The 13,692-nt window shown below is 62.3% G+C and carries 14 protein-coding genes; 2 read left to right on the top strand and 12 right to left on the bottom strand.

All coding sequences use genetic code 11. From position 1 onward, the window contains the following. Window positions 1-18: 18 nt before the first annotated feature. Window positions 19-630, bottom strand: coding sequence for a LysE family translocator (locus RFER_RS18935; RefSeq protein WP_011465989.1), 612 nt, complete (start codon window positions 628-630; stop codon window positions 19-21). Window positions 631-763: 133 nt separating this feature from the next. On the opposite strand from RFER_RS18935, the gene RFER_RS18930 reads away from it, so the two are divergent. Then, window positions 764-2,209, top strand: a complete 1,446-nt coding sequence (locus tag RFER_RS18930; RefSeq protein WP_011465988.1) for a PLP-dependent aminotransferase family protein — start codon at window positions 764-766, stop codon at window positions 2,207-2,209. Window positions 2,210-2,257: 48 nt separating this feature from the next. Here the strand turns inward: RFER_RS18930 and flgL are convergent, their stop codons facing one another. From flgL to flgB, 11 genes are read right to left on the bottom strand one after another with little or no spacing between them, the layout of a single operon-like run. Beyond that, on the bottom strand, window positions 2,258-3,490 hold the full coding sequence (gene flgL / locus RFER_RS18925) for a flagellar hook-associated protein FlgL (protein WP_011465987.1): 1,233 nt from the start codon (window positions 3,488-3,490) through the stop codon (window positions 2,258-2,260). Between the two features lie 26 nt (window positions 3,491-3,516). Further along, complete coding sequence (gene flgK, locus RFER_RS18920) at window positions 3,517-5,451, bottom strand: flagellar hook-associated protein FlgK (RefSeq protein ID WP_011465986.1); 1,935 nt, start codon at window positions 5,449-5,451, stop codon at window positions 3,517-3,519. Then, window positions 5,448-6,374: a flagellar assembly peptidoglycan hydrolase FlgJ gene (flgJ, locus tag RFER_RS18915; RefSeq protein ID WP_011465985.1), complete on the bottom strand. Its 927-nt coding sequence runs from the start codon at window positions 6,372-6,374 to the stop codon at window positions 5,448-5,450. The genes flgK and flgJ overlap by 4 nt, the downstream gene beginning before the upstream one ends. After that, a complete protein-coding gene (locus RFER_RS18910; RefSeq protein ID WP_011465984.1) occupies window positions 6,374-7,519 on the bottom strand; it encodes a flagellar basal body P-ring protein FlgI in 1,146 nt (381 codons plus the stop codon). The genes flgJ and RFER_RS18910 overlap by 1 nt, the downstream gene beginning before the upstream one ends. Before the next feature lie 34 nt (window positions 7,520-7,553). After that, window positions 7,554-8,285 (bottom strand): flagellar basal body L-ring protein FlgH, encoded by a 732-nt coding sequence (locus tag RFER_RS18905; RefSeq protein ID WP_011465983.1) that lies wholly within the window; start codon window positions 8,283-8,285, stop codon window positions 7,554-7,556. 8 nt (window positions 8,286-8,293) lie between these two features. Beyond that, complete coding sequence (gene flgG / locus RFER_RS18900) at window positions 8,294-9,076, bottom strand: flagellar basal-body rod protein FlgG (RefSeq protein WP_011465982.1); 783 nt, start codon at window positions 9,074-9,076, stop codon at window positions 8,294-8,296. 34 nt (window positions 9,077-9,110) lie between these two features. Continuing rightward, window positions 9,111-9,851: a flagellar basal-body rod protein FlgF gene (flgF, locus tag RFER_RS18895; protein ID WP_011465981.1), complete on the bottom strand. Its 741-nt coding sequence runs from the start codon at window positions 9,849-9,851 to the stop codon at window positions 9,111-9,113. Window positions 9,852-9,891: 40 nt separating this feature from the next. Then, complete coding sequence (gene flgE / locus RFER_RS18890; RefSeq protein WP_011465980.1) at window positions 9,892-11,106, bottom strand: flagellar hook protein FlgE; 1,215 nt, start codon at window positions 11,104-11,106, stop codon at window positions 9,892-9,894. A gap of 30 nt (window positions 11,107-11,136) precedes the next feature. Next, window positions 11,137-11,808 carry a flagellar hook assembly protein FlgD gene (locus RFER_RS18885; protein WP_011465979.1) on the bottom strand — a complete coding sequence of 224 codons (672 nt, stop codon included), beginning with the start codon at window positions 11,806-11,808 and terminating at the stop codon, window positions 11,137-11,139. A 19-nt stretch (window positions 11,809-11,827) separates the two neighbouring features. Further along, complete coding sequence (gene flgC, locus RFER_RS18880; RefSeq protein ID WP_011465978.1) at window positions 11,828-12,232, bottom strand: flagellar basal body rod protein FlgC; 405 nt, start codon at window positions 12,230-12,232, stop codon at window positions 11,828-11,830. A 27-nt stretch (window positions 12,233-12,259) separates the two neighbouring features. Next, window positions 12,260-12,712 carry a flagellar basal body rod protein FlgB gene (gene flgB / locus RFER_RS18875; RefSeq protein WP_011465977.1) on the bottom strand — a complete coding sequence of 151 codons (453 nt, stop codon included), beginning with the start codon at window positions 12,710-12,712 and terminating at the stop codon, window positions 12,260-12,262. A gap of 181 nt (window positions 12,713-12,893) precedes the next feature. Between flgB and flgA the strand changes: the two genes are divergently transcribed. Further along, window positions 12,894-13,634 carry a flagellar basal body P-ring formation chaperone FlgA gene (gene flgA / locus RFER_RS18870; RefSeq protein WP_011465976.1) on the top strand — a complete coding sequence of 247 codons (741 nt, stop codon included), beginning with the start codon at window positions 12,894-12,896 and terminating at the stop codon, window positions 13,632-13,634. Window positions 13,635-13,692 lie beyond the last annotated feature (58 nt).

Genomic DNA, 13,692 nt, shown 5'->3' with positions numbered 1-13,692 from the left:
AAGTCCTTTTTGTCAGCGTTAAAACGTGCTCATCCAGCCGGCGGTTGCCACCAGCACGGCGGCCATGCTGCGGTTGAACCAGCGCAAGCGTCTGCCGGCGTGTTCGGGGTCGGCCAGCCATTGGCGAAGTAGCGAGCCCACCAGCGCGTAGGTCAGGTTGCTGCACAGGCCAAACAAAAGCATCAGCGGCAGGATGACGGCAAAGCGGCTGAGCAGGTCGGCGCGCCCGGCAAGCCAACCGGCCACCACGGTCAGGGCCAGCATCCAGGCCTTGATGTTGAGAAACTGCAACATGACACCTTGCCAGAACGTGACATCGAGTTGTGCGGTATCGGCCTGCGCCAGTGTGTTGGTTCTCAACAGCTTGAAAGCCAGCCATAACAGGTAGGCCACGCCAAGCGCTTGAACCGCCAGCCGGAGTACCGGCAGGGCCAGCACCATCGCCCCCACGCCCCCCGCGCACAGGCTGAACAGCAGACCCCAGCCGACCGGCACCGACACCACGAACCGCAGCGCGCGCCGCAAACCCAGGTTGGCCGCCAGCGCCGTCGACAAGGTCGTGTTGGGGCCGGGCGTAAAGCTCGCCGCCGTGCACAGCAGCAGCAGAGTGCTGAGTTCAGTGTTGCTCATGGGGTGGCTTGCGGGTGTTCATGGGGCTCACTTTATCGTCAAAAACAATACACTGGCAGTACACTTGTGAAAACATTTGCCTGAGCTGTATTGGCTGGCATGGCAACACAGGTTTGGAAGAAAGGGCATCTGCATGTTAGTCAAAGCCGCGTCGCAGTCGCTGGCCGACCAACTGGCTGAGCGTTTTGCCGAGCGCATTCGCACCGGCTTGCTGGCGCCGGGCACGCGTTTGCCGTCGGTGCGCCAGTGCGCGCAGCAGCAGGGCGTGAGCCCGTCGACCGTGGTCGCGGCCTACGACCAGTTGCTGGCGCAGGGGCTGGTTGAAGCGCTAAAAAATCGCGGGTTTTATATAAGAAATAGGGCTGTAGCCCCCGTCAATAGTTCGCATAATGCTATTAATTTGATGGTATTCGACGACGCGCCAGCAAGGGTCAAGACCACGCTGGAAGCCCAGCACGTGCCGGTGAATGCCACCGCCCTGATCCGCGGCATGTTTCACGGCGGCAGCGAGCAGCCGCAACCCGGCATGGGGGCGTTTCCGCCGGACTGGCTGCAAACCACTTTCATGGCCGCTGCCGTGCGCCGCGTCACCAGCGGCAAGCAGTTGCAGGCGTTCTCGCTGCAATATGGCGAGCCCGCTGGCGATGGCGGCTTGCGCCAGTCGCTCTCCACCAAGCTCAACGCCCTGGCCATTCACGCCGCGCCGCAGCAGATCATCACCACCGTGGGGGCCACCCACGCATTGGACCTTGTGAGTCGCACGCTGCTGCGCGCCGGTGATTACGTGATGGTTGAAGAGCCTGGCTGGGCGATTGAATTCGCCCGGCTGGATGCCCTGGGCATGCACATCCTGCCGGTGCCGCGCGGCCCGGACGGGCCGGACCTGGCGGTGATGGCGCGTTATTGCGAGCTGCACAGCCCGAAGCTGTTTGTGAGTGTCAGCGTGTTCCACAACCCAACCGGCTACTGCCTGACGCCGGGCAGCGCCCACCGCGTGCTGCAACTGGCCAATCAGCACAACTTTTATATTGCTGAAGACGACACCTACAGCCACATCGCGCCCGAGCACGCCACGCGCCTGTGCGCGCTGGACGGTTTGCAACGCACCATTTATGTCAGCGGCTTTGCCAAAATTCTGGCGCCCGGCTGGCGGGTGGGCTTCATGGCGGCACCCACCGCGCTGGTGGAGCGGCTGCTTGACACCAAGTTGCTGGCCACACTGACCACCCCTGCGCTGCTCGAAAAAGCCCTGGCCTGGTGTATTGACCAGGGCCAGTTACGCCGCCATGCCGAGCGCATTCGCACGCGACTCAATCAGGCCCGGGGGCGAAGCGCCCGGCTGGCGCTGGCGGCGGGCTGCACCTTTGCCGCGCCACCGGCCGGGCTTTTTGGCTGGGTCGATACGGGTGTGGACACCGAGCTGCTTTCGCAGCGCATGCTGGACGCGGGTTATCTGCTGGCACCAGGTGCCTTGTTTCATGCCAGTCGCGCGCCCAGTACGCTGATGCGCATCAACTTTTGCACCACGCAGGATGCCCAGTTCTGGCAGGTGTTTCAGACCGTCAGGGCGGGGATGTAGCTTGGCTATCGTCCTGACACGCCAGCGCTAGCGCTGGCGCGGGACAGATCAGCTGATGTAATTGAAGAGCGAGAGTTTTTGCACTTGTGCGTAGGACTGCAGCGCCGCCTGGTAGCCGGTTTGCTGGTTCTGGAAGTCCGCAATGCCTTTGACCATGTCGAGGTCTTCGGCGCGCGAGCGGTCGGCCTCCAGTTGGATGCTGCGCGCCTCCTGGTTGGACGTGATGCGGTCGGCGCGGTTGAGCAAGTCACCGGCCTGGCCGCGTACCGCCGACACTCGGCCCATGCCAATGTCGATGTTGCCCAGTGCCTGGCTGACCGCCTGGCTGGCAGTGGCGTTGCTGGAAGCGCTGCCAATGCTGCTGATGGCGTCGTCGAGCACGCTGAAGAGGCTGGGGCTGGACTCGACCTTGACCGTGTCAGCCACCGTGGGTGTTCCGGTGATGGTGAGGGACAGGCCCGGCATTTCCGTCACCGTAAAGCTCTGGCCGGTGCTGTAGGTTTTTGTGCCTGTTGCCACGGCGGCGCCCGATCCGCTGTCAACGATGTCATAGCTGGCCGTTGTGTTGCCAGCCGCAGCGGTCACGGAGGTGAAGCTGATGGTGTAGGACGCGCCAGTCGCTGCGGTGGGCGGGTTCAAGGTGGCCGGGCCGGTTTTCAGATTGGTCGTGCCGCTTCCCAGGCTGACGTTGTAGACCCCGTCGCGATTGGTCTGGAGCATGAAGGCACTGTCGCCATCCAGCGCAAACGGAATCGCCACTTCGCTGCTGGCCGATTGCCCGGGCAGGCCATTGAAGGCGTAGTCCTGCGGTGGCGCATTGGGGCCGACAAAGGGCGCCAAAGCGCTACCCAGGGCGCTGAACAAGGGCTGCCCATTGCTGTCCTTGCGGTTGGCGAGCGAAAACACCTGATCGCGCAGACCTTGCAGCTGGATGGTGATGGACTTGCGCTCCGCCGAGGTGAGCACGCCATTGCCGGCACTGACGACCAGCTCGCGGAAGTTTTGCAGGGCGTCGGTGACGTCGCCCAGGGTGCCTTCAGCCATGGCAATCGAGTTGCGTTGCGCTTCGAGCGCGCGCTGGTCGGTGGCGATGCGGCTGATGCGGGTCATGGCCCGCTCGGCCTGGGCGGCGCCGGTGGGGTCGTCGCTGGCGCGCACCACTTTTTTGCCGGAAGTCAGGTTTTCCTGCAGGTTCGACAGTGCCGATTGCCGCATTGACAGATTGCGCAGCGCGTTGTCGTAGGTGTTGGCAGAACCGAGTCGGGTCAGTGAACTTGTCATGGTGTTTGCTCCTGGACGGCATGGCCTCAGCGCAGGGTTTGAATCAGGGTGTCAAAAATGCCCTGTGCGATCTGCATCATCTTGGCCGACGCCTGGTAAGCCTGCTGGTACTGCAGCAATTTGGCCGCCTCTTCGTCCAGATTGACGCCCGAGACGCCCGTGCGGTCCCGCTCCAGATTGGCCGCTATCGAGCTCGACACCTGGGCCGAGTAGTTGGCGCTCTGGGTCCGGATGCCAATTTGCGAGATCAGGCTGGCATAGCCATCGCTCAGGGCGGATCCGTCAAACATGGCGACGTCGCGCAGGCCGGTCATGGCGCTGGCATTGCCGGCGTTGAGGTTGCGAAAAGCGGCAGGCTGTTGCTGCACGGTGAAGGTATCGCCCGCCTTGGGAACACCTTGCAGCGTCAGCGACCATTGGCTCAGGGGGTTGGTGGCCGGTGTGGTGCCCTCAATCACCTGGCCTGAGGTGTAGGTGAATGTGGTGGCGTTTGCCGGAATCTCGTCGCTGCGGGTGTAGCTGTTGGCCCCGGTAAAGGTCAACACAACGGGTGTCGAAGCCACCGGGTTGCTGCGGGCCAGCAGACTGCTGAGCTGCATGCTTCCGGTGTTGCCGGTGCCCAGGCTGCCCGCCACCGGACTGGCCACAGCCAAAGCGCGCGGCGCTGAAAACTCGGCGTTGATGTTGCTGGCGGCGGTGCTGAAGGGCTTGAGCAGAAACCGGTCGCCTGGGTTGGCCGAGCCGGAAGGGATGGAGAGGTTCAGACCATCGATGGTGATGGGTACCGATGTAAACGCAGTGACGACCCCATCGGAGCGCCGGGTAATGTTGCCCGATGTGGCTGACGTGAAATTCATTTCATAGTCAGAAGCGACAAATTGGGTGACGTCGCTGATGGTCAGGGCCGGGCTGGCCGTGCCGGTATTCAGTGTCGCAGGCGCAGAGGGCTTGAGTATGTTGCCGGCGCCAAAAACGGTGGGGGTGAATAAATTACCGCCTGCATTGCCATCCAGATCCAACCCCAGTTGGTGCTGGTTGTTCATGCTGGTGCCGATGGCCAGCGTGAGCCGACCCAGCAGGTTGCGTCCTTCCACCAGATCATTGTTCTGGAACCGCAGCAAGCCTGCCACCTCACCACCGCCCAGCGCGTTTTCATCCAGCGTAATGGCTTGCCCGCCACGGCTGATCGCCAGTTTGCTTTTCAGCGGGTCGCCGAAGTCATCCTTGACGATGGAAACCGGTGACACGGTGCTGCCCAAAACAAGGGCCTGGCTGCCAGCCAAAAAAATGCCGACGGTGCCATCACTGGCTGTGATCGAGCTGGTTTGCACATATTGGTTGAGGTCTCGCACCAATTGGTCGCGCTGGTCCAGCAGGTCGTTGGGGGGTTGGCCGGAGCCTTGGGTGCGCGCTATTTTGTCGTTGATGTCGGCGATGCTTTTCGCCAGGCTGTTGATGTTGCTGACCTTCTGGCTGAGCTCCTGTGCAACGCCGGACTGCAGGTCGTCCAGGTTTTGTGATGCAGTCCGCATGCGCTTGGCCGCTTCGTCCACGCGCGTCAGCGCCACCGTGCGGGCCGTGAGATCGGTGGGCGCATTGGCGACGTCCGAGAACGCATTGAGCATGTCGTTGATCGCCGCACCGAGTCCGGCCGTGCCACCCGGAAAAATACCTTCAAGTTGCTTCAATTTATCAGCCCGGCTGCTGTCGGCTGCACCGGTGGCGCTCGCCAGTGCCGACTGGCGCGTCAGGAACGCGCTGAAGTTGCGCTGGATCGTCTGGATGTCCACGCCTTTGCCGATGTAGCCGCCGCCGGTGAACTGGCCCGTTGAGGTTTGCAGGACCGCACTCTGGCGCGAGTAACCCGGTGTGTTGACATTGGCAATGTTATTGCCTGCCGTCTGCAGCATGACCTGGTTGGCCTGCAGGGCGCGGGTCCCAACGCTGAGAAGTCCGCTCATATATTTTGTGCAACGACTTGCGTGCGTTGCAGCCTTTGCGTGGTGTCGATGGCGCGGCTCAGCTTGGCCGCGTAATGCGGGTCGGTGGCGTAACCGGCTTTTTGCAGACCGCTGGCAAACGCGTGAGCCGAGCCGGTTTGCTGGCTGGCCTGGGCGTAGCGCGGGGTCTGGGTAATGAGGCGCGCGTAGTCTTGAAATGACGCCTCGTAGGAATCGTAGGCGCGAAATTTGGCCATTGTCTTTTTCGCCACGCCATTGACAAATTCCGTGGTGCTCACTTCGGCCACCTTGCCGGTCCAGCCTGCGCCGGCCTTGATGCCAAACAGGTTGTGCGAAGGCGCGCCGCCCTTCATTTTGATTTCATGCCGACCCCAGCCGGTTTCGTGACCGGCCTGGCCCACCAGGTAGCTGGCCGGGATGCCCGTGGACTTCTCGACTTTGATCGCCGCGGCCGTGTGGTTTTGCACAAATTGGCTCTGGCTCATCGTGGGGGTGCTACGGGGTGCCACGCTGTTGGCACCGTAGGCGGCCAGCGCTGACGCCTTGCCAAGAGCGCCGAAAGATGAAGCGCCTGTTTTCCCTGTGGCATCTGCCGCAGCAGACTCGGCGCCACCCATCTGGCGTGTCAGTTGGGCTGCAATCAGATCGGACAGCCCGCCGGGCTGGCCCGACATCTGCACCGCAAACTGCTGGTCCAGCAGATCGGTACCCAGGTCGCCGCCCGAGCTCTCCAGCATGCCGGATTTCATGGTGGCCTCGCGCATGCTCTTCATGAGTTCACGCATGAACAGAGACTCAAACTGTTTCGCCGCTTCCTTGATGGCGGCGGGTGTGTTTTGGCCCGCGGCCAGCTTCAGCTGGCTCAAAGACCCTGCATCGGCCGCCAGTGCGTTGTTGCTTGAAGAGACCTGGCCGTAGCTCATCAGATCACCTCCAGCTCCGCGTTCAGCGCGCCGGCCGCCTTGATGGCCTGCAAAATGGCCAGCAGGTCTTGCGGCGTGGCGCCCAGGGCATTGAGTGCGCGCACCACGTCAGAGAGCTGCGTTGATTTGGGCAGTTGAATCAACATGCCGGGCTCTTGCCGGATCTGGATATTGCTTTTCTCGGCCACCACGGTTTTGCCGCCGGTGGACAAGGGGTTGGGTTGGCTGATCACCGGTGTGGTGCTGATGCTGACCGACAAGTTGCCGTGGGCAATGGCGCACTCGCCCAGGGTGACCGCCTGGTTCATCACAATCGAACCGGTGCGGGAATTGATCACAACTTTGGCCGAAGGGATGGAAGATTCCAGTTGCAGCTCTTCCATCTCGGCAATGAAGGACACCCGGGCGTTGGACTCGCTGGGGGCTGTGACATCAATGGTGCGCCCGTCGAGCGCCCGGGCCGAGTGAGCGCCAAAGCGCCGGTTGATGGCTTCAGCAACCCGCCGCGCGGTTTGGAAGTCCGAGGCTTGCAGCCCCAGGGTAATGCTGGCGCCTTCAAGCAGCGGCGTGGGAACAATCCGCTCCACCTGTGCCCCACCCGGAATGCGTCCGGCGCTGAGATGGTTGATTTGCACCTTGCTGCCGCCAGCGGCAGCACCGGCGCCGGCCACAACCAGGCTGCCCTGGGCCAGCGCATAGACCTCACCGTCAGCGCCTTTGAGCGGCGTCGTGATCAGCGTGCCGCCTTTGAGCGACTTGGCGTTGCCCATGCTGGAGACGTTGACGTCGATGGCCTGCCCCGGCCGGGCAAAGGCCGGCAGCGCCGCCGTCACCAGCACCGCGGCCACGTTCTTGAGTTGCAGCTTGGAAACCTGTGCCTCTGGCAGCGTGATGCCGAGCTGCTGCAAATAGTTGGTTAGCCCCTGGGCCGTGTAAGGCATTTGGGTGGTCTGGTCACCGGTGCCGTCGAGTCCCACCACCAGGCCAAAACCGGTCAGCTGGTTGCTGCGCACACCCTCAACCGCCGCCACTTCCTTGATCCGGCTGGCCTGGGCCGTGCCTGCGCCCAAAAGACTGGCGATCAAGCACAACGCCGCCAGCAGCCAGTGCGGGCGAGTTGGGTGTAGCGTGTTGAAAAATTGCATGGATGTTGACCCCTCGGCACTATTCTCATCAGCTTTAGAAGGGGAGAAAGCTGAAAAAGAACCGTGTTAACCAGCCAACTGTTTGCGCTTCGGCCTGCGCGCCGCGGCCCTTGGATTCGATGCGGGCGTTGGCGACCTGGCTTGAGTTGATCAGGTTGCCCGGTTGTATCAGGTGCGGGTCGATGGTGCCCGAGAAGCGCAGCACATCCACATTCTGGTTGACCCCGATCTGCTTGTCGCCGGTGACAACCAAATGCCCGTTGGGTAGCACTCTGACCACCGTCGCGGTAATGGTGCCGGTAAAGGTGTTGGCGCTCTCGGTGCCGCCTTTGCCGGAAAAGTCATTGGCCGATGAGGTGCCGACCCCGGCCTTCAGATTCAGCAGATCGGCGGGTGACACCAAGGGGAATGCGGAAATGCTGGCAGCGCCAGACGTGGTGCGATTGGCGGTTGACTTCGAGACCTGGCTGGCGGCCACGTTTTCCACGATCCTGATCGTGACCACGTCGCCGATCATGCGGGCGCGGGGATCTTCAAAAGAGGGGCGGTAGCTCACTTTTTGAAACAGGCTGCCACTTGCCGCCTGGCTGGCGGCGGGTGCAGCGGCCATGGGGGGGGCCGTGTCCGCCTGGACAAAGTCGACGTTCACGGGTTGTGGCAGGGAGCCACAGGCTGACAGAGTCAGGCCAAGAACCAGTGTCAGTGCGCCGCCCCACAGGGTGCGGGCCCGCTCGCGCAGGCGGATCGTGCGCTGAGTCATGTTCATGCGGCGCCTCACAACTGCCCCAGCTTTTGCAGCATCTGGTCCGAGGTCTGGATCGCCTTGGAGTTCATCTCGTAAGCGCGCTGCGTCTGGATCATCGTCACCAGCTCCTGCACCACGTTGACGTTGGAGGTTTCCACATAACCCTGCATCAGTGCGCCCATGCCGTCGGCGCCCGGCGTGCCGCTGTTGGGTTGGCCCGATGCCGTGCTCTCGGCGTACAGGTTTTGCCCCTTGGGGTCCAGACCGGCCGGGTTGACAAAGCTGGCCAGACTGATGCTGCCAATGCCCTGTGGCGTGGGTGTGCCCGGAACCTGCGCGGTGACCGTGCCGTCGCCCGCAATGGCGATGCTGGTGGCATTGGCCGGCACTGTGACGCCATTGGCAATGGGTAGCCCGGTGGCGGTGACCAATTGCCCTGTTGAACTGACCTGGAATGAGCCATCACGCGTGTAGTTGGTGGTGCCGTCGGGCATGGTGACCTGAAAGAAACCGTTGCCCTGAATTGCGACGTCCAGCTTGTTGCCCGACTGCTGCAAATTGCCCTGCGCGAACGAGCGGCTGGTGGCCACCGTGCGCACCCCCAGGCCCACCTGCAGACCGGTCGGCAGTTGTGACTGCTCGGAGCTGTTGGAGCCCGCCTGACGCAGGTTTTGGTACATCAGGTCCTCAAACACGGCGGAGGCGCGCTTGAAACCGTTGGTTGAGACGTTGGCCAGGTTGTTGGAGATGACATCCAGCTGCATTTGCTGGGCTTCCATGCCGGTCTTGGATATCCACAGGGAGTTGATCATGATGGTGTCCTTGGCTCAATAAATGTGAAGGGGCCTAGCCCTGCAGGCCCAGCAGTTGGGCCGCCGAACGGTCATTCGATTCGGCGGTTTGCAGCAGGCGCATTTGGGTTTCAAACTGGCGTGCGGTCTGGATCATGCCGACCATGGCTTCGATCGCGTTGACGTTGGAGCCTTCCAGCGAGCCCACTTGCACGCGGGCGTTGGTGTCGTTGGGCAGGGGCTCGCCGGATGTGGCCCGAAACAGGCCATCTTCGCTGCGATTCAAGGGATCATCCGCGCCCGGAGTCACGAGTTTGAGGCGGCCCACACCGGTGGGCGGCTGGTTGCCGACCTTGGCGCTCAGGTTGCCGTCAAAACCAATGGTGACTTCGCCGCCCGTGGGGATGCTGATGGGGGCGCCGCCGTCGCCCAGGACCGTCAGGCCGCTGTTGGTGACCAGCGTGCCTTCGGGGGAGACCTCAAAAGAACCGCTGCGTGTGTAAGACTCGGTTCCGTCCAGACCCTGCACGGCAAACCAGGCGTTGCCCGTTGTCATGGCGTCCAGGCCGCGCCCGGTGCGCTGCGCCGAACCGGGTGTATCAACGTAACCGGCGGTCGCCTCGATCGCCATGACACGGGTACTGGCGCCGTCGCCGCGCACCGGTACGGCGCGAAAAGTCGACAGCTCGGCCCGAAAACCATTGGTGGAGACGTTGGCAAGATTGTTCGACAGCACCGCCTGCCGATGGGCAGCGGCATTGGCGCCCGACATCGCGGTGTAAATCAGACGGTCCATGGCGGCTCCTGTTCAGTGACGGCTTGACGGCTGGTTGCCGTCAGCGCAGGTTGACCAGGGTTGACATCACCTGATCCTGCGTCTTGATGGTCTGGGCGTTAGCCTGGTAGGCGCGCTGCGCGGTCATCATATTGACCAGCTCGGCCGTCAGATCGACGTTCGATTCTTCCAGGGCACCTGAGCGCAGGGCGCCAAATTTGCCGACGCCAGGCGAGCCCAACACGGGGTCTCCTGAGGTATAGCTTGCAACCCAGCTGTTGCCGCCGATGGGTGAGAGTCCTTGCACATTGCGGAAATCGGCCAATGACAATTGACCTGCGATCTGGGTCTGGCCGTTGGAATAGCGTGCCGTGATTTGGCCGTTTTCGCCAATTTTCAATCCGGTGAGTTCGCCCGGCGCATAGCCGTCCTGGGTCAGGTTGGACACCGCGAAGGCAGCGCCGAACTGCGTCACTTTGCTGACGTCCACCGTGACCGGAAAGGCGGGCACGATGCTCGGCGGTGCCGGGGTCAGGGTCAACGAGCCCATGGTCGAGCTTTGCAGTGCGCCACTGGCGTCAAACACCAGGGACCCAACGGAGGCGCCCGTGGGCGAGTCGTAAACCGCCCACTGGTCCGTTCCTGCCGTGGTGGGCGTTACCTTGCTGAAATAGAGGTTGACCGGCATCGTCACGCCTTGCGAGTCATAGGCGGTCAAGGAGGTGCCGTAGGTGCTTCTTGGTGTGGGTGGCGTGACAGAAGTGGCTATCGGGGCGCGCGCATCCAGGTTGAGTTCGGCGGAGATGGCCGTGGTCGCGCTGGCGGCAATGGGCGCGCTGGTGGGGAGCTGCAATATTTCAGGTTTTACGCTGGTTGTCTTGCCGGTTTTGTCGGTGGGATAACCCAACACGTTGGCGCCACTGTTGGTCTTGATATAGCCGTTGGCATCGAGTTTGAACGAGCCGTCGCGCGTGTAAGCGGCCGAGCCATCGGGCAAGGCCAACTGGAAGAAGCCGCCGCCGTTGATGGCCACATCAAGATCGTTACCGGTGATGTTGATGTTGCCCTGTGAAAACTGTTGGGAGATGGAGCCCACCGCCACGCCGATGCCGGCACCACTGGAGCCCCCCGCGCCAAGGGAGGATGCCACCAGGTCGCCGAATTCGGCGCGTGATGATTTCATGCCCGTGGTGTTGGCATTGGCAATGTTATTGCCGATGACATCCAGGCTGCGGCTGGAGGCATTGAGCCCTGAGAGTCCGGTTTGAAATGACATGATTTTTCCTCTTCAATGAAGTTCTGTTGGTCAAAGAATGGCCTTGACGCTGCTGTAGGCCACGGCAGCGCGCCCCTGCAATTGGACCGTCATGGCGCCGTTGTCGCTACCCACCGAGGTCACCGTATCGCGCGCCAGTGCGGTGTTGGTGACGGCCTGGCCCCCCAGCGTGGCGGTGACCTTGAAGCTGGGCTCACCGGTACCCTGATAGCCGGAGGCATCCCAGTCAAACGAATGCCGGCCCGCGCCCAGCGCGCCCAGATTGAGGGTGTCGAGCACCTGACCGCCTGGCGACAGGATTTCCACCTTGACCGCATCGGCTTTGCCGTCCAAATCAAGCGCGCCGCTGGCCACTCCGGCGCTTCGGGTCAAGGTGTTGCTTTCAACCAGCACGTTATGGCCGACCATGGAAGCGCCCTGCAGCACCTGCAGCGAAGTGAACTGCGCTGCCATGCTTTTGAGCGTTTCATTGACTTGCTGGATGCCGGTCACGGTGTTGATCTGCGCCATTTGACTGGTCATTTGCGCGTTGTCCATCGGATTCATCGGATCCTGATTGTTGAGCTGCGCCACCAGCAGTTTCAGAAAGCGGTCTTGCGACGCGTTGGCGTCGCTGGCCGCCGTGGTGCTGGTGGATGACGTGGTGCTGGTGGATGACGTGGTGTTCGTCGCGGTGGTGGCGGAGGAGGTGGCGGAAAGCATGGTGAGGACCTTTTTGTGATTACTGACCCATTTGCAGGGTTTTGAGCAGCAGTGTCTTGGCGGTGTTCATGACTTCGACGTTGTTCTGGTACGAGCGCGACGCTGAAATCATGTTGACCATTTCTTCGATGGGGTTCACGTTCGATTGCGTCACATACCCATCGGCGTCAGCCGACGGGTGGCTGGGGTTGTGCACTTTGCGCAACGGCTCATTGCTTTCGCTGACGCTGCTGACGCGCACGCCGGACGAGGCGTCCGAGCCCATCGGGACGGTCTCGAACACCACTTGCCGACCCTTGTAGCCCTGGCCGTCGGGGCCGGCCACGGCGTCGGCATTGGCCAGATTGCTGGCGACCACGTTGAGGCGCTGGGACTGGGCGCTGATGGCGCTGCCCGACACATTGAAGATGGAAAACATGGACATGGGAAATCTCCGCAGGCAAGGTGCCGTTTACTGACCCTGAATGGCGCTGAGCAGCGTCTTGGACTGGCCGTTGATAAAGCGCAGGGTGGCCTCGTAACGCACGGCGTTGTCGGTGAAATTGGCGCGCTCACGGTCCAGATCCACACTGTTGCCGTCCAGGCTGGGTTGGCTTTGCACGGTGTAGGCCAAGTGGGACGATCCGCCCAGGCTCGCGCCGGCGCCGCCCGACAGCGCAATATGATGGGGGTGCGTCATGCCGTTGGCGCCGCCGCCTTGGGAGTTGCTGTTGCCGGTGCGCAAGCCGGAACTGCTGTCGGCGCCGGTGGCCTGTAGCATGGCGTCCTTGAAATTGAGGTCGCGTGCCACATAGCCGGGTGTGTCGGCATTGGCAATGTTGCTGGCAATCACACGCTGGCGCTCGGCGCGCAACACCAGGGCCTTCGCCTGGAAGTCCAAACCGCTGGTCATATTTGTGATCATGAAACACCTCAACTTTCAGTTATCTGCTGCCACCGCCATCAGCCAGTGGGTTCGACGTGAAGCGATTATGGAAAGTACTTTGGTTTTCTAAACTTCAAATAACAAGGTAAATAGCCGCCACTTGCCTGTTTTGTCTGGGCCGGTCCTGCCTATAGTCAAACGAACGCTCAGGAGGGCTGCCATGTTCAAGCAATTTCTAAATTCGACCCGTTGTTTGTTGCAGACCGTGGGGCTGGCGGGCGCCGTCTTTTTCACCGTGGGTGCGCTGGCCCAGGCCGATGGTGTGCGGCCTGAGTTCATGGACAGCACGCAGCAATGGCTGGACAAAGCGGTGGCGGGCAACCTCCCGTCGGGCAGCTCGCCGCTGCGCATGGAGATCACGGTGGGCGAACTCGACAGTCGGCTGCGGCTGGCGCCATGCGCCCGGGTGGAGCCTTATCTGCCGCCGGGAACCCGCCTGTGGGGCAAGACCCGCCTGGGTCTGCGCTGTCTGGAGGGCAGTGTCAAGTGGAATGTGTTTTTGCCGGTGACCATCAAGGCGTATGGCCAGGCTTGGGTCGTCAAGGGCCAGGTGAGCGCTGGCGCCGCCTTGACGCAAGACGATGTGATGGAGGCGGAGGTCGACTGGGCCGAGCAGCGCGAAGCCATCATCAGCAACCCGGATCAATGGCTGGGGCAGGTGGCGAACCGGGCGTTGACCAGCGGCCAGGCCTTGCGCCAGGGCATGATCCGACCGGCAGAGGTGTTTCGGGCCGGAGCCCAAATTCGGGTGCAGGTGCAGGGAGCGGGCTTTGAGATCACCTCGGACGGGCAAGCCTTGTCGGCCGGTGTGGTGGGGCAGCCAGCCCGGGTTAAAATGAACAACGGGCATGTGATGTCCGGCGAGGTTCTGGACAGCCGAACCGTCAGGCTGGAAATATGAGACTTTTCAATCGTGCGCAATCAGGGCTAAAGCTCGACCGAATTACGCCGATAGTGAG

Source organism: Rhodoferax ferrireducens T118 (assembly GCF_000013605.1).
GTDB classification, from domain to species: Bacteria; Pseudomonadota; Gammaproteobacteria; order Burkholderiales; family Burkholderiaceae_C; genus Rhodoferax; species Rhodoferax ferrireducens.
Note: the sequence above shows the minus strand (reverse complement) of the source record. Positions and strands in the feature narration are given on the sequence as shown.

Bases quoted from the DNA above. Each gene is read 5' to 3' on its own strand.
- flgK (WP_011465986.1), bottom strand. From the start codon at position 5,451: ATGAGCGGACTTCTCAGCGTTGGGACCCGCGCCCTGCAGGCCAACCAG.
- flgF (WP_011465981.1), bottom strand. From the start codon at position 9,851: ATGGACCGTCTGATTTACACCGCGATGTCGGGCGCCAATGCCGCTGCC.
- RFER_RS18905 (WP_011465983.1), bottom strand. From the start codon at position 8,285: ATGAACATGACTCAGCGCACGATCCGCCTGCGCGAGCGGGCCCGCACC.
- flgL (WP_011465987.1), bottom strand. From the start codon at position 3,490: ATGACAAGTTCACTGACCCGACTCGGTTCTGCCAACACCTACGACAAC.
- RFER_RS18910 (WP_011465984.1), bottom strand. From the start codon at position 7,519: ATGCAATTTTTCAACACGCTACACCCAACTCGCCCGCACTGGCTGCTG.
- flgC (WP_011465978.1), bottom strand. From the start codon at position 12,232: ATGTCCATGTTTTCCATCTTCAATGTGTCGGGCAGCGCCATCAGCGCC.
- flgB (WP_011465977.1), bottom strand. From the start codon at position 12,712: ATGATCACAAATATGACCAGCGGTTTGGACTTCCAGGCGAAGGCCCTG.
- RFER_RS18885 (WP_011465979.1), bottom strand. From the start codon at position 11,808: ATGCTTTCCGCCACCTCCTCCGCCACCACCGCGACGAACACCACGTCA.
- flgJ (WP_011465985.1), bottom strand. From the start codon at position 6,374: ATGAGCTACGGCCAGGTCTCTTCAAGCAACAACGCACTGGCGGCCGAT.
- flgE (WP_011465980.1), bottom strand. From the start codon at position 11,106: ATGTCATTTCAAACCGGACTCTCAGGGCTCAATGCCTCCAGCCGCAGC.
- RFER_RS18935 (WP_011465989.1), bottom strand. From the start codon at position 630: ATGAGCAACACTGAACTCAGCACTCTGCTGCTGCTGTGCACGGCGGCG.
- RFER_RS18930 (WP_011465988.1), top strand. From the start codon at position 764: ATGTTAGTCAAAGCCGCGTCGCAGTCGCTGGCCGACCAACTGGCTGAG.
- flgA (WP_011465976.1), top strand. From the start codon at position 12,894: ATGTTCAAGCAATTTCTAAATTCGACCCGTTGTTTGTTGCAGACCGTG.
- flgG (WP_011465982.1), bottom strand. From the start codon at position 9,076: ATGATCAACTCCCTGTGGATATCCAAGACCGGCATGGAAGCCCAGCAA.